This window comes from Aeromonas encheleia (assembly GCF_900637545.1).
Lineage (GTDB): Bacteria > Pseudomonadota > Gammaproteobacteria > Enterobacterales > Aeromonadaceae > Aeromonas > Aeromonas encheleia.
Genome location: NZ_LR134376.1, coordinates 3,615,078 through 3,637,710 on the forward strand (window position 1 = coordinate 3,615,078; position 22,633 = coordinate 3,637,710).

At 66.3% G+C, this 22,633-nt stretch carries 15 protein-coding genes; 6 read left to right on the top strand and 9 right to left on the bottom strand.

Annotated elements, in window-relative coordinates; all coding sequences use genetic code 11:
* Positions 1 to 39: 39 nt before the first annotated feature.
* The 3 genes from EL255_RS16685 to dsrO are packed head-to-tail and all read right to left on the bottom strand — an operon-like array spanning position 40 to position 5,058.
* Positions 40 to 3,147: a tetrathionate reductase subunit A gene (locus EL255_RS16685; protein WP_042654179.1), complete on the bottom strand. Its 3,108-nt coding sequence runs from the start codon at positions 3,145 to 3,147 to the stop codon at positions 40 to 42.
* Positions 3,147 to 4,274 carry an NrfD/PsrC family molybdoenzyme membrane anchor subunit gene (nrfD, locus tag EL255_RS16690; RefSeq protein WP_042654180.1) on the bottom strand — a complete coding sequence of 376 codons (1,128 nt, stop codon included), beginning with the start codon at positions 4,272 to 4,274 and terminating at the stop codon, positions 3,147 to 3,149. Before nrfD ends, EL255_RS16685 begins: the two co-directional genes overlap by 1 nt.
* Positions 4,264 to 5,058, bottom strand: a complete 795-nt coding sequence (dsrO, locus tag EL255_RS16695; RefSeq protein WP_042654181.1) for a sulfate reduction electron transfer complex DsrMKJOP subunit DsrO — start codon at positions 5,056 to 5,058, stop codon at positions 4,264 to 4,266. Before dsrO ends, nrfD begins: the two co-directional genes overlap by 11 nt.
* Positions 5,059 to 5,336: 278 nt before the next feature.
* Between dsrO and EL255_RS16700 the strand changes: the two genes are divergently transcribed.
* The 3 genes from EL255_RS16700 to pepE all read left to right on the top strand — a co-directional run bounded on the left by EL255_RS16700 (position 5,337) and on the right by pepE (position 8,705).
* On the top strand, positions 5,337 to 7,214 hold the full coding sequence (locus tag EL255_RS16700) for a sensor histidine kinase (RefSeq protein WP_084228376.1): 1,878 nt from the start codon (positions 5,337 to 5,339) through the stop codon (positions 7,212 to 7,214).
* Position 7,215: 1 nt separating this feature from the next.
* Entirely contained in the window at positions 7,216 to 7,824 is a 609-nt protein-coding gene (locus tag EL255_RS16705) for a response regulator transcription factor (RefSeq protein ID WP_042654183.1), read from the top strand.
* 152 nt (positions 7,825 to 7,976) lie between these two features.
* Positions 7,977 to 8,705 carry a dipeptidase PepE gene (gene pepE / locus EL255_RS16710; RefSeq protein WP_042654184.1) on the top strand — a complete coding sequence of 243 codons (729 nt, stop codon included), beginning with the start codon at positions 7,977 to 7,979 and terminating at the stop codon, positions 8,703 to 8,705.
* A gap of 101 nt (positions 8,706 to 8,806) precedes the next feature.
* On the opposite strand, the gene EL255_RS16715 is transcribed toward pepE, so the two are convergent.
* From EL255_RS16715 to EL255_RS16725, 3 genes are read right to left on the bottom strand one after another with little or no spacing between them, the layout of a single operon-like run.
* Complete coding sequence (locus EL255_RS16715) at positions 8,807 to 10,345, bottom strand: DHA2 family efflux MFS transporter permease subunit (RefSeq protein ID WP_042654185.1); 1,539 nt, start codon at positions 10,343 to 10,345, stop codon at positions 8,807 to 8,809.
* A gap of 1 nt (position 10,346) precedes the next feature.
* Positions 10,347 to 11,411: an HlyD family secretion protein gene (locus tag EL255_RS16720; RefSeq protein ID WP_042654186.1), complete on the bottom strand. Its 1,065-nt coding sequence runs from the start codon at positions 11,409 to 11,411 to the stop codon at positions 10,347 to 10,349.
* A gap of 37 nt (positions 11,412 to 11,448) precedes the next feature.
* Entirely contained in the window at positions 11,449 to 11,877 is a 429-nt protein-coding gene (locus tag EL255_RS16725) for a MarR family winged helix-turn-helix transcriptional regulator (RefSeq protein ID WP_042654187.1), read from the bottom strand.
* Between the two features lie 125 nt (positions 11,878 to 12,002).
* Here EL255_RS16725 and fumC point away from each other — a divergent pair, with 125 nt between their 5' ends.
* A complete protein-coding gene (gene fumC, locus EL255_RS16730) occupies positions 12,003 to 13,397 on the top strand; it encodes a class II fumarate hydratase (RefSeq protein WP_042654188.1) in 1,395 nt (464 codons plus the stop codon).
* Between the two features lie 72 nt (positions 13,398 to 13,469).
* On the opposite strand, the gene EL255_RS16735 is transcribed toward fumC, so the two are convergent.
* Positions 13,470 to 13,907, bottom strand: a complete 438-nt coding sequence (locus tag EL255_RS16735) for a VOC family protein (RefSeq protein ID WP_042654321.1) — start codon at positions 13,905 to 13,907, stop codon at positions 13,470 to 13,472.
* A 469-nt stretch (positions 13,908 to 14,376) separates the two neighbouring features.
* Here EL255_RS16735 and putA point away from each other — a divergent pair, with 469 nt between their 5' ends.
* Positions 14,377 to 18,333: a trifunctional transcriptional regulator/proline dehydrogenase/L-glutamate gamma-semialdehyde dehydrogenase gene (putA, locus tag EL255_RS16740; protein WP_042654189.1), complete on the top strand. Its 3,957-nt coding sequence runs from the start codon at positions 14,377 to 14,379 to the stop codon at positions 18,331 to 18,333.
* Positions 18,334 to 18,616: 283 nt separating this feature from the next.
* On the opposite strand, the gene alr is transcribed toward putA, so the two are convergent.
* Together alr and dnaB are read right to left on the bottom strand one after the other, a co-directional pair.
* Positions 18,617 to 19,690 (bottom strand): alanine racemase, encoded by a 1,074-nt coding sequence (gene alr / locus EL255_RS16745; protein ID WP_042654190.1) that lies wholly within the window; start codon positions 19,688 to 19,690, stop codon positions 18,617 to 18,619.
* A gap of 147 nt (positions 19,691 to 19,837) precedes the next feature.
* The gene (gene dnaB / locus EL255_RS16750) at positions 19,838 to 21,232 is read right to left on the bottom strand and encodes a replicative DNA helicase (RefSeq protein ID WP_042654191.1); all 1,395 of its coding nucleotides are present in this window, start codon (positions 21,230 to 21,232) and stop codon (positions 19,838 to 19,840) included.
* Between the two features lie 431 nt (positions 21,233 to 21,663).
* Between dnaB and EL255_RS16760 the strand changes: the two genes are divergently transcribed.
* Positions 21,664 to 22,515, top strand: a complete 852-nt coding sequence (locus tag EL255_RS16760) for a Tim44 domain-containing protein (protein WP_042654192.1) — start codon at positions 21,664 to 21,666, stop codon at positions 22,513 to 22,515.
* Positions 22,516 to 22,633 lie beyond the last annotated feature (118 nt).

Below are 22,633 nucleotides of genomic sequence, written 5' to 3' on the forward strand. Positions count from 1 at the left end.
GGGCCATGATGGCCCCGCTTTTTTTTTTTGCATCTGGCGCTACACCAGCTTCTCGACCCGGGCCGGCAAGCCCTGGCGCGCCGAGGAGCCGATGGCCCAGTCCACCAGGGGATAACGACCGTGGCGACTGGGATCCAGCACCGCCAGATCGTTGAGGTTCACCCCGGCGCCGCGCAGGGCGCTGGCCGCCACCCGCTGGCCGTCTATCCAGTGCTCCCGCGCCCCCAGCTCCTTGTGACCGAAGCCGTGCTCGATGGCGATGGCATCCGCCTGCACCCCGGCCACGCACTCGGCCAGCCCGATCACGCTGCCATTGGGGGTACTGACCCGCACCCTGTCCCCGCTCACTATGCCGAGGCGGGCCGCCGTCTGGGCGTTGAGCCGCACCCCGTTGCTGGGGTGCACCTGACGCAGGCGATCCGAGCCGATGCTCATGGAGCTCATGGTGTGGGACTTGTAGCTGGTGAGCAGCAGGGGCCACTGGGCCGGCTTGAACACCTCGCTCAGCGGCGTGCCGTCGGCGAGCTGGGCCCGGAAGAAGCGCGGGGTGCCGCTCAGGAACTGGCCGCTCTGGCTGTGACGGCGGCTGCCCACCGCCGGGTTCCACAGCATCAGGGGCTTGGGCCAGCGCTTGCTCGGCTGACCCGCCTCGTCGCGCCCCTTGGCCACCGGCTCGAAGCGCCCGCCCCTGGCGTAGAGATAGGCGGCGCGGCTCGCCTCCTCCGCGCTCAGGGTGGCGTTGAGGGTGGGCAGGATCCGCGCCACCCCGGACCAGGCGAGGTCTTCAGCGCCGATGGGAGGCACCGGCTGGCCGAGGTAGGCGACGTTGGCCGCCCCGTAGAGGGAGAAGTCCGCCGCCTTGTTGAGCCCATGCAGCTTGCCATCCGATCCCTCGATCGCCCCCTCGCCGAAGCCCGGCAGGCCGAGGCGCTTGGCCACCGCGATGAGGAAGGACTCCATGCAAACGGGATCCCCCTCGGCGGTCTTGATCACTCTGGGCTCGATCACAGGCCAGCGCCCGGTCGAGACCTTGGTCATGACCCCGTGCCAGGCGGTTGCCCAGCCCCAGGACTCGTAGGTCAGGGTGTCAGGCACTATGTAGTCGGAGAGCGCCGAGGATTCGTTGATGAAGCTGTCGATGCTGATGAACAGCGGCAACACCCTGGGGTCTTTGAGCTGTTCACCTATGGCCTGGTGCAACCCGGCCTGACCGTAGAGCGGGTTGCCCATGTGGTTGATCCAGGCCTTGGCGCGGTAGGGGTAACCGCTCACCGCCGCGGTCAGGTGCTCGCCGAGCAGCGGGCCCGAGAGCGGGAACCAGGGCTCGTGGGCCGGATAGGGGTTCTGCCCCGCCTCTTTCTTGCGACGATATTCGGAGGTCTTCTCGTAGGGGAACTTGGAGCGGGAGAGGAAGACGCCGGCGGGTTTCACCATGCCGGGGAAGCTCTCCAGATCGTAGCGCGGCCCGCTCCCGAAGGGATTGAACTTGCCGCCGCTCGCCACCGCGCCGCCCTTGGCGTTGAGGTTCCCTATCATGGCGTTGAGCATCATGATGGCCCAGGCCGTGTAGAAACCGTTGGCGCTCATGGTGCCGCCGTGGGTGATCACCGCCGCCCGGGTGCCGTGGCTGGTGAACTCCCGCGCCAGCTCGACGATATCGGCCACCGGCACGGCGCACTCGGCGCTGTATTGCTCGAGGGTATGCTCCCGGCTCGCCTCGGCCAGCAGCTGGAAGCTGCTCTTGACCGCCAACTCCCCGCCCGGGGTCGAAATGCTGCGCGCCACCCAGAGTCGGGCCCGCTCGCAACGGCCGGCCGGGGTCGGCTCGTCACTCCCCTCCTCGACCACCAGCACCTCATCCCCCTCGCCATAGGCTTCACCGCTGTGGGGCAGCCCCAGATCGCTGGCGTGCAGCATCTGGCCGAAGCGGGGGTGCGACTCGTCACTTATCACCAGATGGCTGGCGTTGCTGAAACCGCGATAGCCGGCCCGCTCTGCAGCTTCTGCGTTAGGTGCCGCCAGGAAGGGCTCGGCGTAACGATCGTTGTCGATGATCCAGCGCAGCATGGCCAGGGCCAGGGCCGAGTCGGTGGCGGGCCTGATGGGCAGCCAGCGGTTGGCGGGGGCGGACGGCAGGTTGACCGTGTTCGGCAGGCTCGGCGCCACCACCACGTAGGAGAACGGCTTGTCCTGCCGCGCCCGGTTCGCCGCCAGCTGGCGGGACTGGCGTTTGAAGGGGTTGCCGGACTGCTGGGGTGAGGTGCCCATGAACAGCAGGAAGTCGCTCTCGTCCCAGTCGGGCTTGAGGTGGGCGTTCTTCTCCAGATCGTCCAGCAGGGCGCCGGCCCCCACCCGGAACGACAGGCCGCAGTAGGCGCCGTGGTTCGCGAAGTTGCGGGTGCCGAAGCCGTTGAAGGTGAAACGCTTGATGAAGGCGTCGCGGCCCTCGTCCGAGGCGTTGCTCACCAGCAGCTGGTTGGCCTTGGGGCCATATTCCGGGTTGGCGGGATCGAGCGGCTCGGCGAGGTTGCGGATGGCCCTGAGCCCCTCGACGCTGCCCTCCCCGAACAGATCGCCCCCCTCCACCACCTCCTCGATCAGCTGCTCGAACGGGATGCTCTGCCAGCGACCGCTGCCACGGGGGCCGACCCGCTTGAGGCAGCGGGTGACCCTGTGCGGGCTGTCGAGCTGCTCCAGCATGGCGTTGCCCCGGGCGCAGGCGGTGGAGCGGCCATCCAGGCCCCCCTCCTGATAGCCGCTGGTGCCGAGCAGCGCTTGCTTGACCGGCGTCTTGAAGTCGATGTGATGCAGGGCGGAGAGCGGGTGATAAGGGTTGCCGAGGATGCGCACTATCTTGTCGCTCTCGTTGTCGATGCGGGCCCGCACCCCGCACAGGGTCCAGCAGCCGAGGCACATGGTGTTGGCCAGCCGCTGGGCCGGGTTGGGGTGGATCTCCCCCCGCTCATCGACCCTGTACTCCACCGCCAGGGAGTTGCCGTGGATGGGATCCCGGGTCGGCTTGCCCGAGCTGCCGGTGGCCACCCCGCTCACCACCTGCTTGAGGGTGTCGCTGTAACCGGCCACGAACAGCCCCGTGCCCCCGGCGATGGCGGCTCCCTTGAGAAACTTGCGTTTGCTGTGATCCATCAGATTGCCTCGCGAGCGGAATGAGTGGTGGACGCCTGGGTGGCGGATGCTTGGGTGACGGATGGCAGAGAGGGGGTGCGAACCAGCTCGGAGAGTGCCACCAGCAGGGCCAGCAGCAGGCCGAAGGTGCCGAGGATGCCGAGCACCCCGGCCGGCCCCCAGGCGATCTGGTAGACATAGACGCCGGCGCCATATTTCGGCGCCAGCTGCCCCTGAATGAGCACCAGCCAGCGCAGGCCCCACACCAGGTGCAGCGCCAGCAGCGCCACCCCCCAGGATTGCAGGCGCAAAGAGAGCCTGTGCCCCGCCAGCAGCAACAGGCCGAGCAGGCCCAGGGTCAGCAGCAGCCAGTGGGCCGCCAGCCGCCAACTCGGATCGAGCCGATAGAGGGCCGCCGCCTCAGCCGCCGAGGCGCCGCCGAGCAGGGCCCAGCCCAGCAGGGAGAGCGCGAGCAGGCCAAGGGTTGGGCGGATCTGGCGCAGCAGCCCCGCCTCCGTGCCCTGCTGCCAGCCCGCCAGCAGCCGGTTGAGCAGCAGCAGGGCGCTCTGGGCCGCCAGCACGGCGCTCAGCGCCAGCAGCCAGGGCAACCAGGGGGTATGCCAGAGCGGGCGCGCCTGCACCGCCATGGTCTCGAGCCCGGTGTAGAGCGCTATGCTGAGCCCGCTCAGAGCCGCGAGCAGGGCCAAGGGTTTGAGCCAGCGCTCGCCGGACCAGCCTCCCAGGCAGAGCAGCCGCGCCAGGGCGGCGACCCTGTCATGCTCCTCCCCACGCCTGGCCAGGTTCGGCCTTATCAGCAGCCAGCCCAGCCCCATGCTGAGCAGGCTGAACAGCGGCAGCAGGTAGGCGCCATACCACATGATGGAGCCGAAGCGGGTCTGGGCGTAGAAGTGCCAGGCCCGGGCCGGTTGGTGCAGATCCGCGGTCAGGGCGATGGGCGCCACCAGGCCGGCCCCCATCATCAGCACCGCGGCCAGGGTCTGCAGCCGCCGATCCGGCGCCTTGCGCCACAGATCGGCCGCGCCCAGCCAGAGGGCGCCATAGGCCAGACCGATGAGGAAGAAATATTGCACCGCCCAGGGCAGCCAGGTGATGGGTTGATCCGGGGCCAGCAGTTCATTAATGGTCATGGGCTATCTCCTTGCCGTCATCGCCAAGCAGGGTGCGCTGCGCCGGGTGGCCGTCGATCTTGCTGACAAACGCCTCATCCATGCCGAGATAGAAGACCCTGGGCTGGGTATGGGCCTCCGGCTTGAGCACCCTGAGCGCGGACTCGTATTCCCGCAGCAGCCGGCTGATCTGGCTCTTGGGATCGTTCAGATCGCCGATGATGCGCGCCTCGCCGACGCAGCTCTCCACGCAGGCGGGCAGCAACCCTGCCTCCAGCCGGTGGGCGCAGAAGGTGCACTTGTCGGCGGTGTTGGTCTCATGGTTGATGAAGCGGGCGTCATAGGGACAGGCCTGCACGCAGTAGCCGCAGGCGACGCACCAGTCGTTGTTGACCACCACTATGCCGTCCTCGCGCTGGAAGGTGGCGCCGGTGGGGCAGACATCGAGGCAGGCGGGCTCGGCGCAGTGGTTGCAGAGCCTGGGCAGCATGAAGAGGGAGGCGGGGGAATCGAGGGCCGCCACGTCGCTCACCTCGTACTGGCTGACCGTGGTGCGAAACTGGCCGAGGGGGGGCTGGTTCTCTATGGTGCAGGCCACGGTGCAGGCCTGGCAGCCGACGCAGCGGCGCAGATCGATCAGCATGCCGTAGCGCTTGCGGCCATCCCCCCGGCCTATGGCCGCCCGCTCATTGCGGGGGACGGGTACGGACTGGGCCTGAACTTGGGCTTGCGTCACGGGGATCAGGGCCGCCCCCGCGGTGAGGGCCGCGATCCCGGATAACAATCGGCGCTTGCTGAGCTCCATGGCTTCTTTCCTTCTGCTGACGCTGGCGTGGGGGAGTGAGCCGATTGTCCCCGGGCCAAAGAGCCGTCTCTATTGTGGTTTTCCACATACCGGGAGCCGGGTTGATCCAGCGCAATAAAATCGACTCGATAACCGCCGAACTGTGACGGGAGCCCCATTCGCCGCCCCAGCACCGCGCCGAGGCGGGCCCAGGGCGATGCCCAGGTGATAGACTGGCATCCCCATCCCCGCCCAAGGAGAGCGCCCTGTCCCGTCACGCCCCTTCGTCATCGCCCGCCCTGTGGCCCCTGCTGGCCCTGTGGCTCTGGCTCGGCGTCTCCCCCGCCCTGGCCGAGCCGGCGCAGCCCCTGACCGGATCTGAGCCGGCCCTGAGCGAGCCGGAACTAGCCTTGGCCGAGCCGGTACGAATAGGCGTGCTGGCGACCCGCGGTCTCGCCGTGGCCCGCCATCAGTGGCAGCCGCTGATGGGCTGGCTGGATGAGAGCGTGCCGGGGCGGCGCTTCGAGCTGGTCCCGCTGGAGCTCGATGCCCTGGCCGAGGCCGTCGCGAAGGAGCTGCTGGCGTTCGTCATCACCAACCCGGGCCAGTCGGTCAGCCTGTCGCGCCAGTATCCGCTGGCCTGGCTCGCCACCCTCAAGAGCCCGGCGGGGGGTGACAACCTCGCCATCGGCGCCGCCCTGGTGGTGCGCGCCCATGCCCCCTACCGGCACTGGCCGGATCTCAAGGGGCGGCCGGTCGCCGCCGTGTCGGAGAACGCCTTCGGCGGCTACCTCGCCTACCGCTTCGAGGCGGGGGAACAGGGAGTGCGGCTGGATAGCTTCTTCTCCGCCGTGCGCTTCAGCGGCTTCCCCCTCGACAGGCTCATCGAGCAGCTGGCGGCGGATGAGGTCGCCGCCGCCATAGTGCCGGTCTGCCAGCTGGAGCGCATGGCACGGGAGGGCAAGGTCGCCTACTCGGATTTTCGGGTGCTGGACAACCAGGCGCCGGCCGGCTTTGGCTGCCAGAGCTCGACCCGGCTCTACCCGAACTGGTCCTTTGCCAAGACGGAGCAGGCCTCCCCCGAGCTGGCGCTGGCGGTCACCCGCGCGCTGTTTGCCCTGCCCCCCGACAGCCCGGCGGCCATCGCCGCCGACTCGGCCGGCTGGACTGTGCCCACCAGCCAACTCAGCATCGATCGCCTGCTCAAGGCACTGGATCGCCACCCCTTGCAGGGCCCCTGGTGGCAGGAGGCCTGGCACTGGTTGCGCCAACATCAGCAGTGGGGCTGGGGCGCCCTGCTGCTGGTGCTGCTGCTCGGCGGCCACCACCTGCTGCTGCAACAGCTGTTCAGCCGCAGCCAGCGTCGACTGCTCGCCAGTCACCGCCGGCTCGATGAGCAGACCCGCCAGCTGGCCGACAAGGGGCGCCAGCTCGAGCAGGCCAGGCGTCTCGCCCAGCTCGGCGAGCTCGGCGCCAACATGGCCCACGAGATCAACCAGCCCCTCACCGCCATCGCCAACTACAGCCAGGGAGCCCTGCTGCGCCTGGCTAAACAGGGCCAAGGCTCGGCCCCGGATCCCGTGCTGAGCCAGGCGCTCGAGCAGATAGGCCAGCAGGTCGAGCGCATCAACCAGACAGTCCAGCGGCTGAGATCCCGCCTGCAGAAGCGCCCGCGCCAGCCCGAACCCACGGATCTGGTCGCCCTGGTGAACGGCCTGCGGCCCCTGCTCGAGCAGATGCTGGCGCCGCTCGGGGTCGCCCTCGAGGTGCGCTGGCAGGGTCAGCCACGGCTCCTGGCACTGGATGGCACCGGGGTGGAGCAGCTGCTGCTGAACCTCATCAAGAATGGGGCCGAGAGCGCGGCTCAGCGGGACAAGGGGGATGAGCCGGGCCGGGTCGAGCTATCGATCGCCTTCGAACCCGCCCAACTGCTGCTGGAGGTACGCGACAACGGTCCCGGTCTGAGGTTACCAGAGGCGCAGTTGCAGCAGGCGTTTCACAGCGACAAGGCCGACGGCATGGGGCTGGGGCTCGCCATCTGCCGGGACGTGGTCGAGTTCCATCGCGGCCAACTCTCTTTAAGCAACCTGAGCCCCCGCGGCTGCCTCGCCCGGGTGATCCTGCCCATCCACAGCCAGGAGGCTGACGCCTCCCCCACCATCAACAGCGAGAACTGAGATGCCGACCCAAGCCCAACCCCCGCTCTACCTGGTCGACGACGATAGGGCCGTGCTCGACTCCCTGCGCTTCATGCTGGAGAGCTGCGATCTGAGGGTAAGCTGCTTCACCGGCGGCGAGGCGTTCCTGAGGGACATAGATCCGGCCCGGCCCGCCTGCCTGATCCTGGATTGCCGCATGCCGGGCCTGTCGGGGCCCGAGCTGCAGCAGCGGCTGAAGGCAGCCCAGAGTCCCATCGCCATCCTCTTTCTCACCGGCCACGGGGAGGTGCCCCTGGCGGTGGAGTCCCTCAAGCAGGGGGCCGTCGACTTCCTGCAAAAACCGGTGCAGCTCGCGCCCCTGCTCCAGGCCATAGCGCGCGCCAATCTCGCCACCCTGGCGGCGGCGAAGCGGCTGGCTCGCCAGCGCGTCTATCAGACCCTGCCACCGCGCGAGCACCAGCTGTTGCAGCTCATCGCCCAGGGCCACAAGAACCTGCAGATAGCGCGGGATCTCTGCATCTCGGTGCGCACCGTCGAGGTGTGCCGCGCCAGCCTGATGAAGCGGCTCGAGGTCACTTCCCTGGCCGAGCTGATGCTGCTCTATGCGGATGTCACCGCACCGTCCTGAGGCCTGGATACCGGCCAAGGCGGGCGCAACGCCTGACTCGGCGACACAAAACGCGATGAGATCACACACTTTCTGCCCCGATGGGGTTAGAGTGCCCCTCTGCCTTAATCGGGGCCCGTGCGGCCCTGCGCCTTTCATATCGAGGAGTCACTATGGAACTGCTTCTTCTGAGCAATGGTAAAGCCACCGAATGTCCGGGTCTGCTCGGCTGGGCCCGGGATCGGGTGCAGAGCCTGCTCGCCCGCAAACAGGTCAAGCGCATCCTGCTCATCCCCTACGCGGTGATCCGCAGCGATTGGGACGCCAGGGCCAATGAGCTCGGCGAGAGCCTGGGAGTCGAGGCCGTCAGCATTCACCAGTTCGACGATCCTGTGGATGCCATCAACCGGGCCGACGCCATCTTCATCAGCGGCGGCAACACCTGGCGCCTGAACCAGCTGCTGCACGAGTACGGCCTGATCGTGCCCATCCAGCGCGCCGTGCGCGAGCGGGGCGTGCCCTATGTGGGCTGGAGCGCCGGTTGCAACGTGGCGACCCCGAGCATCCGCACCACCAACGACATGCCGGTGTGCAACGCCGCCGTGCTGCCGGCCCTCGGCCTGTTCCCCCAGCAGATCAACCCCCACTATCTGGACGCCAGCATCAGCGGCCACATGGGGGAGACCCGCGACGAGCGCCTCGCCGAGTTCTGCGCCATCAACCCGAGCGAACACGTGGTGGCCCTGCGCGAGGCCAGCCTGCTGCAGATCAGCGGCGAGAGCATCGAATACTGGAGCGCCCGCGGCCAGGGCTTCAAGATCTTCAAGCACGGCGAGACGACTCAGGAGTATCAGGACGCCACCCCGCTGGCCGCACTGACCCCCTTCATTCCCAGAGTCTGACGCGGCTCCGTGCCCTGAGCGCATAAAAAAGAGGGATGGCCTGGGCCATCCCTCTCGCTTTCTCCCGTCCGGCGCGGGCACGTGTTCAGGGTAGCCGGCACTCAATCCAGCAGCACCATCTCCTCCTTGTTGCCACCGCGCTTTGGCGCCTTGAGCAGCAACACCAGCGGGATGGCGCACAGGCTGACCCACATCATCAGGCGGAAGTCCTGCAGATAGGCGAGCAGGCTGGCCTGACGGGTCACCTCGCCGTTGAGCATGGCGAGCCCCTTGGGTGCCATCAGCGCCACCATGCCCATCCCCTGATTCAGGGCCGCGTTGAAGGGGGTGATGTAGGAGGCGAACACCTCGTGGTTCATCTGGGTGCGCTGAGCCAGGTAGGTGATGACCACAGAGATGCCGATGCTGCTGCCGATGTTGCGCACCAGGCTGAACAGCGCCGTGCCCTCGTTGCGATAGCGCGGGGCCAGGGTCGCGAAGGTGATGGTGGAGAGCGGCACGAAGATGAAGCCGAGGCCGAGCCCCTGAATGATCCCGGTGCGCACTATGTCCCAGCTGCTGATGTCGGTGTTGAACAGCGTCATCTCCCACATGGAGAAGCTGGTGAGCAGCAGCCCCAGCAGGATCAGGATGCGCACGTCCACCCGGCCCGACAGCCGTCCCACCAGCATCATGGCGAACATGGTGCCGACCCCGCGCGGTGCCAGCAGGTAGCCGACGTCGATCACCGGGTAGCCCATCAGGCCCTGCATGAAGGGCGGCAGCAGCGTCATGGTCGCCAGCAAGATGATGCCGACGATGAAGATGAACACCAGGCCGACGCTGAAGTTGCGATCCTTGAACAGGGCCGGCTCTATGTAGGGGTGAGGGTGGGTGAAGATGTGCACCACGAACAGGTAGAAGCAGAGCACCATCATGATGGTCTCGATCACTATCTCCCGGCTGGCGAACCAGTTCTGGGATTCCCCCCTATCCAGCGCCATCTGCAGCGCCCCTATCCCCAGGCTGAGCAGGGCGAAGCCGAGCAGATCGAAGCGCCGGCTGGCGTCGAGTCTGGTCTCCTCGATGAAGGCGGCGAGCCCGAACCAGGCCAGCAGGCCGAACGGCAGGTTGATGTAAAACACCCAGCGCCAGTTGTAGTACTCGGTGAGCCAGCCCCCCAGCGAGGGCCCGAGGATGGGGCCGACCATGACACCTATGCCCCAGAGCGCCATGGCGGAGGCGTGCTTCTCCGGTGGATAGGTATCGAGCAGCACCGCCTGGGAGAGGGGCACCAGGCTGGCGCCGAAGATCCCCTGCAGCAGCCGGAACAGCACTATCTGCTCCAGGCTCTGGGCCGCGCCGCACAGCATGGAGGCGACGGTGAAGCCCACCACCGACCACATGAACAGCCGCTTGCGGCCGATCCGCGACGAGATGAAGCCGGTCAGCGGCATGAAGATGGCGGCCGCCACTATGTAGGAGGTGAGCACCCAGGAGATCTGATCCTGGGTCGCGCCCATGGCGCCCTGCATGTGGGGCAGGGCGACGTTGGCGATGGTGGTATCCAGCGCCTGCATGATGGTGGCCAGCATCACCGACAGGGTGATGAAGACGCGACGGGTGCCTTGATCGGCCTCCTCTGTGCCTGCTGTCGTCATATCAACCTCGGAATGACCAGCCAAGCAGGCTGCGCTTGTGGCCGGTGTCGATCTCGGCGATGGCGCTCAGACCCGCGCGCAGCAGCGGCTGATCGGCCCCCTCCTGCAGCCGGATCCGCACCGCGACGCGCTGGGCTATCTTGACCCAGTTGCCGGTGGCGTTCTGGGCCGGGATCACCGAAAACTCGGAGCCGGTGGCCGGGCTCAGGCTCTCCACCACCCCGCTCCAGTGGGCATCCGGGTAGGTGTCCACGCTGATATCTACCGTCTGGCCCGGCTGCACATGGGTCAGCTCGGTCTCGGTGAAGTTCGCCTCCACCCAGGGGCTGTCGGTCTCCACCAGCATCATGGCGGTCATGCCCACCAGCATGTACTGACCTGGCTTGGGCAGCTGGCTGGCGATGCCGTTGGCGGGGGCGTAGATGGTGGTGCGGGCCAGATCCAGCTTGGCCTTGGCCAGGACGGCGGCGGCCTCGCGATAGGCGGGCTGCTGCTCCACCGGCAGGTTCACGTCGCCGCTGAGGGAGGCCTCGATCTTCTTGAGCCCCTCCTCCAGCGCCACCTGCTGCTGGGCGGTCTGGATGGTGAGCTGGCGCGCGTCATCGTAGTTGGCGGTCGAGGTGAAGTGCTTGGCCACCAGATCCGCCTGCCGACGCTCCTCCTTGAGGGCATAGGCGTTGCGGGTGCGGGCCACGGCAATCTCGGCCTGCTGACCGCGATAGCTGGTCTGCAGCGCCACCAGATCGGTGCGCGCCTTGGCGAGTTCGGCCTCGGCCTTGGTCACGGCGACCTGGAACGACTCGGGATCCAGCTCGAATATCGGCTGGCCGGCCTTGACCTGCTGGTTCTCGTCGACGAACACCTTGGCCACCCGACCCAGCACCTCGGTACTGATGGGCACCTTGTTCGCCTTCACATAGGCGTTGTCGGTCTCGATATAGCGTCCGCCCTGCAGGTAGACGGCGCCGACCCCGAGCAGGGCCAGTGCCGGCACCACCACCAGCAGCAGCACGCGGGTCCGGCGCCGGTCGGCCGCGGGACGGGAGGAGGGTGAGTCAGTGGTCATAAAAGCGCTCCGCTAGTAATAAGGTCGAAAGGGGAAATCAGGAATGGCAAAGGTTGGCACGCAGGATCTTGAGGGAGTGGCAGAGGGCAGTGGTCGCCTCCTCCCCCAGCTCACCGATGGCGCGCTGATGCACCACCTCGGAGGCCCGCTTGATCAGCGCCAGATAAGGGGTCGCGGCCTCGGTCAGATAGAGTTGATAGGCCCGGCGGTCGGTGGGATCGCTGCGCCGTTCGACCAGGCCATTCTCGGCCAGCTGATCGAGCTGGCGGGCCAGGGTGATGGGCTGGATATCCAGCCCGTCGGCCAGCTCGACCTGACGGATCCCCTCGCTGCGGGCGATATGCACCAGGGCACGGGCCTGGGCCAGGGTCAGGCCGCTCCCTTCCAGCTGCTGCTGAAACTGGCGACGCATCAGACGCTGCACATCGCCGAGCAGGAATCCGATGGAATCGGGTTGTTTGTTCATAGCATGCAACCTATATAGTAAGCTTTGCTTATTATAAGCAAGCCGCTGTCATATGTGCAAGCTGGCCCCGGCCGCCGTTTGTGGTCATGCTAGGGATTGGACACCTCATCGACAGGAGTATCGGTATGGACATCCGGATGGAACGAGACAGTCTGGGGGAGATCGCCGTCCCGGCGCAGCGGCTGTGGGGCGCCCAGACCCAGCGCTCCCTGCACCACTTCAACATCTCCGGTGAGCGCCAGCCGCTTGAGCTCATCCACGCCCTCGCCCGCATCAAGTCCGCCTGCGCCAGGGTCAACCACGCCCAGGGGCTACTCGCCGCACGCAAGGCCCAGGCCATCATGGCCGCCGCCGACGAGGTGCTGTGCGGCCAGCACGACGCCGAGTTTCCGCTGATGGTCTGGCAGACCGGCTCCGGCACCCAGACCAACATGAACCTCAACGAGGTGCTGGCGAACCGCGCCAGCGAGCTGCTCGGCGGCGCGCGCGGGGAGGCGCGGCTGGTGCACCCCAACGACGAGGTGAACAAGAGCCAGTCGAGCAACGATGTCTTCCCCAGCGCCATGAACCTGGCGGCCGTCACCGCCATCACGGGCCAGCTGCTGCCGGCCCTCAACACGCTCAAGAGCGCGCTCGCCAGCAAGGCCGCCGCCTTCGATGACATCGTCAAGATTGGCCGCACCCACCTGCAGGATGCCACCCCCCTCACCCTGGGCCAGGAGTTCTCCGGCTGGGTCGCCCAGCTCGAGCAGGGGGAGCGTCATCTGCGCGCCGCCCTGCCCCATCTGTATGAGCTGGCGCTGGGGGGCACCGCGGTCGGCACCGGCCTCAACTGCCCGCCCGGCTTTGCCGAGGCGGTGGCGAGCACACTCGCAGAGCAGACCGGCCTGCCGCTGGTGAGCGCCCCCAACAAGTTCGAGGCCCTGGCGGCGAGCGATGCGCTGGTGCATGGCCACGGCGCCCTCAAAACCCTCGCGGCTTCTCTCATGAAGATCGCCAACGACGTGCGCTGGCTGGCCAGCGGCCCCCGCAGCGGGCTCGGCGAGCTGATCATCCCGGAGAACGAACCCGGCTCCTCCATCATGCCGGGCAAGGTCAACCCGACCCAGAGCGAGGCGCTCACCATGCTCTGCGCCCAGGTGATGGGCAACGACGTGGCCATCAACATCGGCGGGGCCAGCGGCAACTTCGAGCTCAACGTGTTCAGGCCGATGATCGCCTACAACTTCCTGCAGAGCGTGCGGCTCTTGGCCGACGGCATGCAGAGCTTCCACGATCACTGCGCCATCGGCATAGGGCCGAACCGGGCGCGCATCGACGAGCTGCTGGCCAACTCCCTGATGCTGGTGACCGCGCTGAACCCCCACATCGGCTATGACAAGGCGGCCGAGATCGCCAAGCGCGCCCACCACGAGGGGATAGGCCTGCGCGAGGCGGCCATCGCCTCCGGTCACGTCAGCGCCGGCCAGTTCGACGCCTGGGTGATACCGGCCGAGATGGTGGGACGCAAGCCGGGCTGATGCCGGGATCGACGCCATAAAAAAAGAGGCTCCATGAGCCTCTTTTTCGTGTTCCGCACCGGCAGCTAGCACTCAAGTCTTGCTCTGGCAGTTGAACATCCAGTGGGTGCCGAACTTGTCGACCAGAGAGCCGAAGTAGTCCCCCCAGAACATCTCCTGCAACGCCATCTCCACCTTGCCCCCCGCCCCCAGGGCGGCAAACAGGCGATCGGTCTCGCCACGGCTGTCCGGCTCCAGGTTGAGGTAGCTGTTGTTGCCCTGCACCAGATTGAACCCCATGCTGACCGGGGCATCGGTGCCCATCAGCACATGGCCGCCGAGGATGGACAGCTCCACATGCATCACCAGCTCCTCGTCCTCCTTCGACAGGGCGGGCTGGCCGGGGCAGCCGGGGGAATCCTTGAAGCGGTGAATGGGGCCGTTGAAGTCGCCGCCGAACACCTCCCGGTAGAACAGGAAAGCCGCCTCCGTCTCCCGGGCGAAATTGAGATAGGTACTGACACGTGCCATGGTGATCTCCTTGTCACTGATGTGGCTGGCCCGCTGGCCAGCTATCAGCATAGAAGAGTCAACTGCCACAGTCGCATTCGCCCGGCACGGGCACTGAGGCTGATGGGGTCCAGATCCGCACGGCATTCATCCGCCCGCCGTGCGCCCGCCCCCCGATAAGGAAACCCTCGGCCGGTAGCCCCCGCCGAACGCATCCTGTGCAAACCTTGAAAAGAGCAACCAATCTTCAGCACGGGTTGCACCTCCTTCAACATTCGGGAGACAAGCCATTAACCTGTTCATCTTGCAGTAAAAAGCGCCCACGGCCGCACCACACTGGGCCCAGCCGCCAACCCGATAGGCTCCTTTAAATTCAGCAATGTAGCGAAAGCATTAAAATTTCTAACTTGCAGGTTGCACCTGGTTGCGCCATCCTCGTCAAAATTTAACCATTCGGCAATATTGTCACCGTACCGACACAGGAAGTCCCATGGCCACCACCACCCTTGGCGTTAAACTCGACGAAGCGACCCGCGACCGGCTGAAACAGGCGGCGCAGACCCTGGACCGCACCCCGCACTGGCTGATCAAGCAATCGATCTTCACCTACCTGGAGCAGCTGGAGCGCGGCCTGACCCCGCCCGAGCAGTCCGGCCTGGCCGCCGCCGCCGGTGAGGAGCCCGTAGAGGCCCTGACCGAACAGGGCATTCAGGTCTTCCTCGAGTTTGCCGAGAGCATCTTGCCGCAGTCCGTGCTGCGCGCCGCCATCACCTCCGCCTATCGCCGCCCCGAGACCGAGGCCGTGCCCATGCTGCTGGAGCAGGCGCGCCTGCCCAAAGAGAAGGCCGAGGCCACCCAGAAGCTCGCTCTGAGCATTGCCGAGAAGCTGCGCAACCAGAAGAGCGCCAGCGGCCGTCAGGGCCTGGTGCAGGGCCTGCTGCAGGAGTTTTCCCTCTCTTCCCAGGAAGGGGTGGCGCTGATGTGCCTGGCCGAGGCGCTGCTGCGCATCCCGGACAAGGCGACCCGCGATGCCCTGATCCGCGACAAGATCAGCGGCGGCAACTGGAGCCAGCATCTGGGCAACAGCACCTCCTTGTTCGTCAACGCCGCCTCCTGGGGCCTGCTCATCACCGGCAAGCTGGTGGCCACTCATAACGAGGCCGGCCTCAACAACTCCCTCAAGGGGTTGATCGGCAAGGGCGGCGAGCCGCTGATCCGCAAGGGCGTCGACATGGCGATGCGGCTGATGGGCGAGCAGTTCGTCACCGGCGAGACCATCGCCGAGGCGCTGGCCAACGCCGGCAGCACCGAGAGCAAGGGCTTCCGCTACTCCTACGACATGCTGGGGGAAGCGGCCCTGACCGAGGAGGACGCCAAGCGCTATCTCGCCTCCTACGAGCAGGCCATCCACGCCATCGGCAAGGCCTCCCACGGCCGCGGCATCTACGAGGGTCCGGGCATCTCCATCAAGCTCTCCGCCCTGCACCCGCGCTACAGCCGTGCCCAGTACGATAGGGTGATGGAGGAGCTCTACCCCACCCTGCTCGGCCTGACCCAGCTCGCCAAGCAGTATGACATCGGCATCAACATCGACGCCGAGGAGGCGGATCGGCTGGAGATCTCCCTCGATCTGCTGGAGAGGCTCTGCTTCGATCCCTCCCTTGCCGACTGGAACGGCATCGGCTTCGTCATCCAGGCCTACCAGAAGCGCTGCCCCTATGTGATCGACTACGTCATCGATCTCGCCAAACGCAGCCGCCACCGCCTGATGATCCGGCTGGTGAAGGGCGCCTACTGGGACAGCGAGATCAAGCGCGCCCAGCAGGACGGCCTGGAGGGCTATCCGGTCTATACCCGCAAGCCCTACACCGATCTCTCCTACCTCGCCTGCGCCCGCAAGCTGCTGGCGGTACCGGAGTCCATCTATCCCCAGTTCGCCACCCACAACGCCCACTCCCTGTCGGCCATCTACCAGCTGGCGGGGCAGAACTACTACCCGGGTCAGTACGAGTTCCAGTGCCTGCACGGCATGGGTGAACCGCTGTACGAACAGGTGGTCGGCAAGGTCGCCGACGGCAAGCTCGGTCGTCCCTGCCGCATCTATGCGCCGGTCGGCAGCCACGAGACCCTGCTCGCCTACCTGGTGCGCCGCCTGCTGGAGAACGGGGCCAACACCTCCTTCGTCAACCGCATCGCGGACAACAGCATCTCGCTGCAGGATCTGGTGCAGGATCCGGTGCAGCAGATCGAGCAGATGGCCGCCCGTGAAGGCAGCCTCGGCCTGCCCCACCCGCGCATCCCGTTGCCGCGCGAGCTGTACGGCGAGGCCAGACCCAACTCCGCCGGCCTGGATCTCGCCAACGAACACCGACTGGGTTCGCTCTCCGCCGCCCTGCTCGGCAGCACCAACAACCGTTATCTGGCTCAGCCCATGCTGGGTTGCGAGATTGCGGCTCCGACCGAGTTCCAGGCTGTGCTCAACCCGGCGGATCACCGCGATGTCGTCGGTCAGGTGAGCGAGGCCAGCCCCGAGCTGGTGGACAGTGCTCTGGCCTGCGCCCTGGCCAGCGGCCAGATCTGGCAGTCGACCCCGCCGGCCGAGCGCGCCGCCGTACTGGACAGAGCCGCCGATCTGATGGAGTCAGAGCTGCAGCCCCTGATGGGCCTGCTGGTGCGCGAATCCGGCAAGACCTTCAGCAACGCCATCGCCGAGGTGCGCGAGGCGGTCGACTTCCTGCGTTACTACGCCGCCCAGGCACGCGACCACTTCGCCAACGACAGCCACAGGCCGCTCGGCCCCGTGGTCTGCATCAGCCCTTGGAACTTCCCGCTGGCGATCTTCAGCGGTCAGGTCTGCGCCGCGCTGGCGGCCGGCAATACGGTGCTGGCCAAGCCGGCGGAGCAGACCCCCCTCATCGCCGCCCAGGCGGTGCGCATCCTGCGCGAGGCAGGGGTCCCCGAGGGCGCGGTGCAACTGCTGCCGGGCCGCGGTGAGACCGTGGGCGCGACGCTTATCGCCGACGAGCGGATCCGTGGCGTCATGTTCACCGGCTCCACCGAGGTGGCGGGCATCATCTCCCGCAACCTGGCCGGTCGCCTCGATGCCCAGGGCCGCACCATACCGCTGATCGCCGAGACCGGTGGCCAGAACGCCATGATCGTCGACTCCTCCGCCCTGACCGAGCAGGTGGTGATGGACGTCATCTCCTCGGCGTTCGACAGCGCCGGCCAGCGCTGCTCCGCCCTGCGGGTGCTGTGCGTACAGGACGACGTGGCGGAGCGGGTGATCCGCATGCTCAAGGGGGCCATGGCCGAGTACAAGGTCGGCAACCCCGAGCACCTCTCCACCGACATAGGCCCCGTCATCGACGCCGAGGCCAAGGCCAACATCGAGCAGCACATCAAGGCCATGGGGGACAAGGGTCGTCGGGTGCACCAGATAGCCCGTGTCCCTCTGTGTGCAGACAAGGGTGCCGACTACAGCCGCGGCACCTTCGTGCTGCCGACCCTGATCGAGCTCGACAGCCTGGACGAGCTCGGCCGCGAGGTGTTCGGCCCCGTGCTGCACCTGGTGCGCTACCCGCGCGCCAAGCTCGGCGAGCTGCTCGCGCAGATCAACGACAGCGGCTACGGCCTGACGCTGGGGGTGCATACCCGGATCGACGAGACCATAGCCCAGGTGGTCAACACCGCCAAGGTCGGCAACCTCTACGTCAACCGCAACATAGTGGGCGCCGTGGTCGGGGTGCAGCCGTTCGGCGGCGAGGGCCTCTCCGGCACCGGTCCCAAGGCGGGTGGCCCGCTCTACATGTACCGCCTGCTGGCGACCCGCCCGCAGGATGCGGTGGCCAGCCAGCTGCGCCAGGAGCCGGGTGCAACCCAGCGCAGCGAGGCGACCAAGCCGGCCCTGCAGGCCCTGCGCAACTGGGCACTCAAGCAGGAGAAGGCGCTGGTGACCCTGTGCGACCAGTATGCCGAGCTGGCCCAGAGCGGCCTGACCCAGGTGCTGGTCGGCCCCACCGGCGAGCGCAATACTTACAGCCTGCTGCCACGGGAGCGGGTGCTCTGTCTGGCCGAGGATAAGGGCGATCTGCTGGCCCAGCTGGCGGCCTGTCTGGCGGTCGGGACGCAAGTGCTGTGGCAGGACAACGCCCAGAACCGTACCCTGCAAGCCGGCCTGCCGGCCGAGGCACGGGGCCGCATCCAGCTGGTGGCGGACTGGGCCAACGGCGAGGTTGGCTTCGATGCCCTGCTGCACCACGGCGACTCGGATCAGCTGCGGGAAGTGGCCAAGCTCGCCGCCGCCCGTCCTGGTGCCATCGTCGGCGTGCACGGCCTGCACCGTGGCGAGACCGACATCCCGCTGGAGCGCCTGCTGATCGAGCACGCGCTCTCGGTCAACACCGCCGCCGCCGGTGGCAACGCCAGCCTGATGACCATAGGCTAAGCACCGCACAGTGACAGAGACCCAAGCCCCGCAGACGCGGGGCTTGTTATCTCGGTCACGCGATCAAAAGAGATTAAAAAAGGCCGTCCTTATCGGGGCGGCCTTTTTGTTGGTTCATTCAGCGGGGGAACTTACTTGGTTATGGCAGCGGCCGATTAGGCTTCGCTAATCGACCCTACACACATTCCATCAACACTCGGGAGCTGAACTTGGTGATGGGCTCGTAAGGGAAAGGTCGCGCCTGTCTCCGCCATTCATTGCCTTCTAAACCGAGATCCCAGACCTACACATACTCCATAAATACCCGGGAGGTGAGCTTGGTGATCAGTTCGTAGGGAATGGTGCCTATCTCCTCGGCGACCCGCTCCACCGGCAAGCCTTCGCCCCAGAGCACGGCCTCGTCACCGGCCTTGTCGGTGGCGCCTGGGCCGAGATCCACTGTGGTCATGTCCATGGAGACCCGACCCACCAGCGGCACTATGCGGCCATTGACCAGCACCGAAGTACCGTTGGGCGCCATCCGGGGATAGCCGTCGCCATAACCGATGGCGATGACCCCGAGCCGGGTGTCACGGGTCGATACCCAGTTAGCGCCATAGCCCACCGGCTCGCCGGCCTTGTGATCGCGCACCGCGATGAGCTGGGTCTTGAGGGTCATCACGGGCTTGAGGTCGTAATCCGCCGCCACCGTATCCGGGAAGGGGGAGACGCCGTAGAGGATGACGCCGGGGCGCACCCAGTCGCAGTGGGAGTCAGGCCAGGCCAGGATGCCCGCCGAGTTCGCCATGGCGCGCTCGCCCTTGAGCGGCGCGGTCAGGCGGCTGAACAGGTCGATCTGCTCGCGGGTGGTGGGCTGCTCCAGCTCATCGGAGCGGCTGAAGTGGGTCATGATGTTGAACGGCTGCACCACGTTCTTGCAGCGGGCCAGTCGCTCGATAAAGGCAGGCATCTCGTCGGCGCGCACCCCGAGCCGGTGCATGCCGGTGTCGAGCTTGAGCCAGGCCACCACGGGGGCCGGCAGCTCGGCCTGCTCCAGCGCCTCGAGCTGCTCCCAGGTGTGCACCGCGGTCTGCAGGTTGTTGGCCGCCAGCACCGGCAGATCCGCGCTCGAGAAGAAGCCTTCCAGCAGCACTATGGGCTTGACCACGGCGCAGGAGCGCAGCATCAGCGCCTCCTCGATGCGGGCCACCGCATAGGCGTCCGCATCCACCAGGGTGCGGGCGACCGGCAGCAGGCCATGGCCATAGGCGTTGGCCTTGACCACGGCGATGATCTTGCAGGAAGGGGCGTGGCGCTTGACCACGGCGAGGTTGTGGCGCAGGGCCGTCGTATCGATTTGGGCAATAGCCGCTTTCATCTGTTTTCCCTTACGAGGGCATGATGGCGCACGCGCGCCAGGCACCGAGTGGTGTCATCCCTTAATAGTCATCGTCTAAGGCCGGACCGGCAGAATTGTCGAACCGGGAAAACTGTGTCTGGTATCCGGGGCGATCTCGACCCCGGCTTAGTAGTCATCATCAAACGCCGGACCGGCGTAGTTGTCGAACCGGGAGAACTGACCCTGGAAGGTGAGGCGCACCCGGCCTATGGGGCCGTTACGCTGCTTGCCGATGATGATCTCGGCAATCCCCTTGTCGGGACTGTCATCGTGATAGACCTCATCACGGTAGATAAACATGATCAGATCCGCATCCTGCTCGATGGAGCCTGATTCCCGCAGATCCGAGTTGACCGGACGCTTGTCGGCCCGCTGCTCCAGGCTTCGGTTCAGCTGGGAGAGCGCCACCACCGGGCACTGCAGCTCTTTCGCCAGCGCCTTGAGGGAGCGGGAGATCTCACCGATCTCCAGGGTTCTGTTGTCGGACAGCGCCGGTACCCGCATCAGCTGCAGGTAGTCGATCATGATCATGCTGAGGCCGCCGTGCTCGCGGGCGATGCGCCGCGCACGGGAGCGCACGTCGGTCGGGGTCAGGCCGGAGGCGTCATCTATGTACATCTTGCCCTTCTCGAGCAGCAGCCCCATGGTGGAGGAGAGGCGCGCCCAATCTTCATCGTCGAGCTGGCCGGTCCGCACCTTGGTCTGATCGATGCGCCCCACAGAGGCGAGCATACGCATGATGATCTGCTCGGAGGGCATCTCCAGGGAGAAGATCAGCACCGGTTTGTCGGCGGTGAGCGCCGCGTGCTCGCACAGGTTCATGGCAAACGTCGTCTTGCCCATGGAGGGACGGGCCGCCACGATAATCAGATCCGAGCGCTGCAGGCCGGCGGTCATCTTGTCGAGATCGCCGTAACCGCTGGAGACCCCGGTCACCCCGTTGTGAGGGGTCTTGAACAGCTCCTCAATCTTGTCGACCGTCTGCTCCAGAATGAGCTTCAGGGGCTGCGGGCCCTCGTTGGCGCTGGAGCGCTGCTCGGCAATCTTGAATACCTTGCTCTCGGCCAGATCCAGCAGATCGCCCGAGGTGCGGCCCTGGGGCTCGTAACCCGCCTCGACGATCTCGTTGGCGACCGCGATCATCTCCCGCACCACGGCCCGCTCACGCACTATCTCGGCGTAGGCATTGATGTTGGCGGCGCTCGGGGTGTTCTTGGCGATCTCCACCAGATAGGCGAAGCCACCGGACTCCTCCAGCTGCTCGGAGCGCTCCAGCTCCTCCTGCAGGGTGATGAGATCGATGGGGTTGCCCGCGTTGGTGAGGCGGGTCATGGCCTGGAAGATCAGGCGGTGGGGACGGCTGTAGAAATCCTTGTCGATCACCCGCTCGGCCACCCGATCCCAGGCCTCGTTATCCAGCATCAGGCCGCCCAGTACGGACTGCTCGGCCTCAAAAGAGTGGGGGGGAACTTTCAGCTGTTGTGTCTTGGCGTCTTTTTTCGCCGTCACTTGCTCTGCCATACACATAAAAACCGCAGCGGGAAGGGGACGGGAATTTTACAAAAGAAACCCCGCCATCGCGAGCGCTAATGCGCGCTATTCACTTCGGATCGGGGCAACCCTCCTCCCCTGGGTTGCGGTCAAGGCACTTGGATGGGATTGCGGGCGGGCTCACACCACGATGAAGGGCCAGACCAGCGTCTGATCCTGCACCTTGGCTCTCAACTTGTTGCGCAGCTTGCGCTCCTTGCGACTCGGCCGTCTGTTTCTCATGCGGATTCTCCTCTGCGCTCCCCGGGATGGGGTAATCTGTTCATGAATAATTCATGCCAACCATGTTAATCATAGTCGCAAGCTGCAACACAAAAAGGGACCGGCAGCCTGCCATGCGCCTCGCTGAGCTTGCACAAGCAGAGCATGCCCCCACCTACATGAGAGTGAAAAGAGTCAAAATGAAAAAGATGCTGACCCTGTTTGCCGTGATCCTGGCCATTGGCCTCGGGGCACCCATAGCCGAAGCCAAGAAATTTGGTGGCGGCGGATCCTTTGGCAAGAGCTACAAGACGGCGCCGGCCCAACCGGCTCCAACCGCCGCACCGGTGAACGGTAAGAACCCGACCCTGGCCGCGGCGCCCAAGAAGAGCGGCATGATGGGCGGCCTGCTCGGCGGCCTGCTGGCCGGCGGCCTGTTCGCCTACCTGCTGGGTAGCGGCGCATTCGAAGGTCTGCAGGGCATGGACATGCTGCTGATCGCCCTGCTGGCCCTGGGTGCCGTCTTCCTGCTGCGCACCCTGCGCAAGAACAAGGCGGCGACGGCCCAGCCACAGGCAGCCTATGCGGGTTATCAGCCCCCGGTCGCACCCCAGCAGTTCGAGCAGAGCCACGGTGCTCCGCAGGCGACCGGCTTCGCCGACAGTGACGTGCCGTTCCGTCTGCCTCCCGGCTTTGACATGAATGGCTTCCTGTCCGGCGCGCGCGATCACTATCGCACCCTGCAAGAGGCCTGGAACAAGAACGATCTGGAGAAGGTACGCGAGTACGTGAGCCCGGAGCTGTTCGAACAGCTCAAGGCCGAGCGTGCCAAGTTGACCGGTGAGCAGCATACCGAAGTCATGTATGTGGACACCCAGCTGGTACGCGCCGACTACGGCAGCGACTGGGCCCAGGTCAGCGTGCGCTTCAGCGGTCGCTACATGGACCGTCAGGAGCAGGTCGAGGAAGACATCAAAGAGGTGTGGCACCTCGAGCGCAACCTGACCAAGGACAATGCCCCCTGGCACATCGCCGGTATCGAGCAGCTGTAAGCGCTCCCATCCGGCAAGCATGATAAAGGCGACCTCAGGGTCGCCTTTTTATTGGCACTAAATATAGAAGACGTTATTCCGGCGCCACCATGACAGCTCGCCAATATTGCCTCACCGC

Excerpts from the sequence above, each read along its gene's own strand:
- EL255_RS16685 (WP_042654179.1), bottom strand. The coding sequence starts at position 3,147 with ATGGATCACAGCAAACGCAAGTTTCTCAAGGGAGCCGCCATCGCCGGG.
- nrfD (WP_042654180.1), bottom strand. The coding sequence starts at position 4,274 with ATGACCATTAATGAACTGCTGGCCCCGGATCAACCCATCACCTGGCTG.
- dsrO (WP_042654181.1), bottom strand. The coding sequence starts at position 5,058 with ATGGAGCTCAGCAAGCGCCGATTGTTATCCGGGATCGCGGCCCTCACC.
- EL255_RS16705 (WP_042654183.1), top strand. The coding sequence starts at position 7,216 with ATGCCGACCCAAGCCCAACCCCCGCTCTACCTGGTCGACGACGATAGG.
- pepE (WP_042654184.1), top strand. The coding sequence starts at position 7,977 with ATGGAACTGCTTCTTCTGAGCAATGGTAAAGCCACCGAATGTCCGGGT.
- EL255_RS16715 (WP_042654185.1), bottom strand. The coding sequence starts at position 10,345 with ATGACGACAGCAGGCACAGAGGAGGCCGATCAAGGCACCCGTCGCGTC.
- EL255_RS16720 (WP_042654186.1), bottom strand. The coding sequence starts at position 11,411 with ATGACCACTGACTCACCCTCCTCCCGTCCCGCGGCCGACCGGCGCCGG.
- EL255_RS16725 (WP_042654187.1), bottom strand. The coding sequence starts at position 11,877 with ATGAACAAACAACCCGATTCCATCGGATTCCTGCTCGGCGATGTGCAG.
- fumC (WP_042654188.1), top strand. The coding sequence starts at position 12,003 with ATGGACATCCGGATGGAACGAGACAGTCTGGGGGAGATCGCCGTCCCG.
- EL255_RS16735 (WP_042654321.1), bottom strand. The coding sequence starts at position 13,907 with ATGGCACGTGTCAGTACCTATCTCAATTTCGCCCGGGAGACGGAGGCG.
- putA (WP_042654189.1), top strand. The coding sequence starts at position 14,377 with ATGGCCACCACCACCCTTGGCGTTAAACTCGACGAAGCGACCCGCGAC.
- alr (WP_042654190.1), bottom strand. The coding sequence starts at position 19,690 with ATGAAAGCGGCTATTGCCCAAATCGATACGACGGCCCTGCGCCACAAC.
- dnaB (WP_042654191.1), bottom strand. The coding sequence starts at position 21,232 with ATGGCAGAGCAAGTGACGGCGAAAAAAGACGCCAAGACACAACAGCTG.
- EL255_RS16760 (WP_042654192.1), top strand. The coding sequence starts at position 21,664 with ATGAAAAAGATGCTGACCCTGTTTGCCGTGATCCTGGCCATTGGCCTC.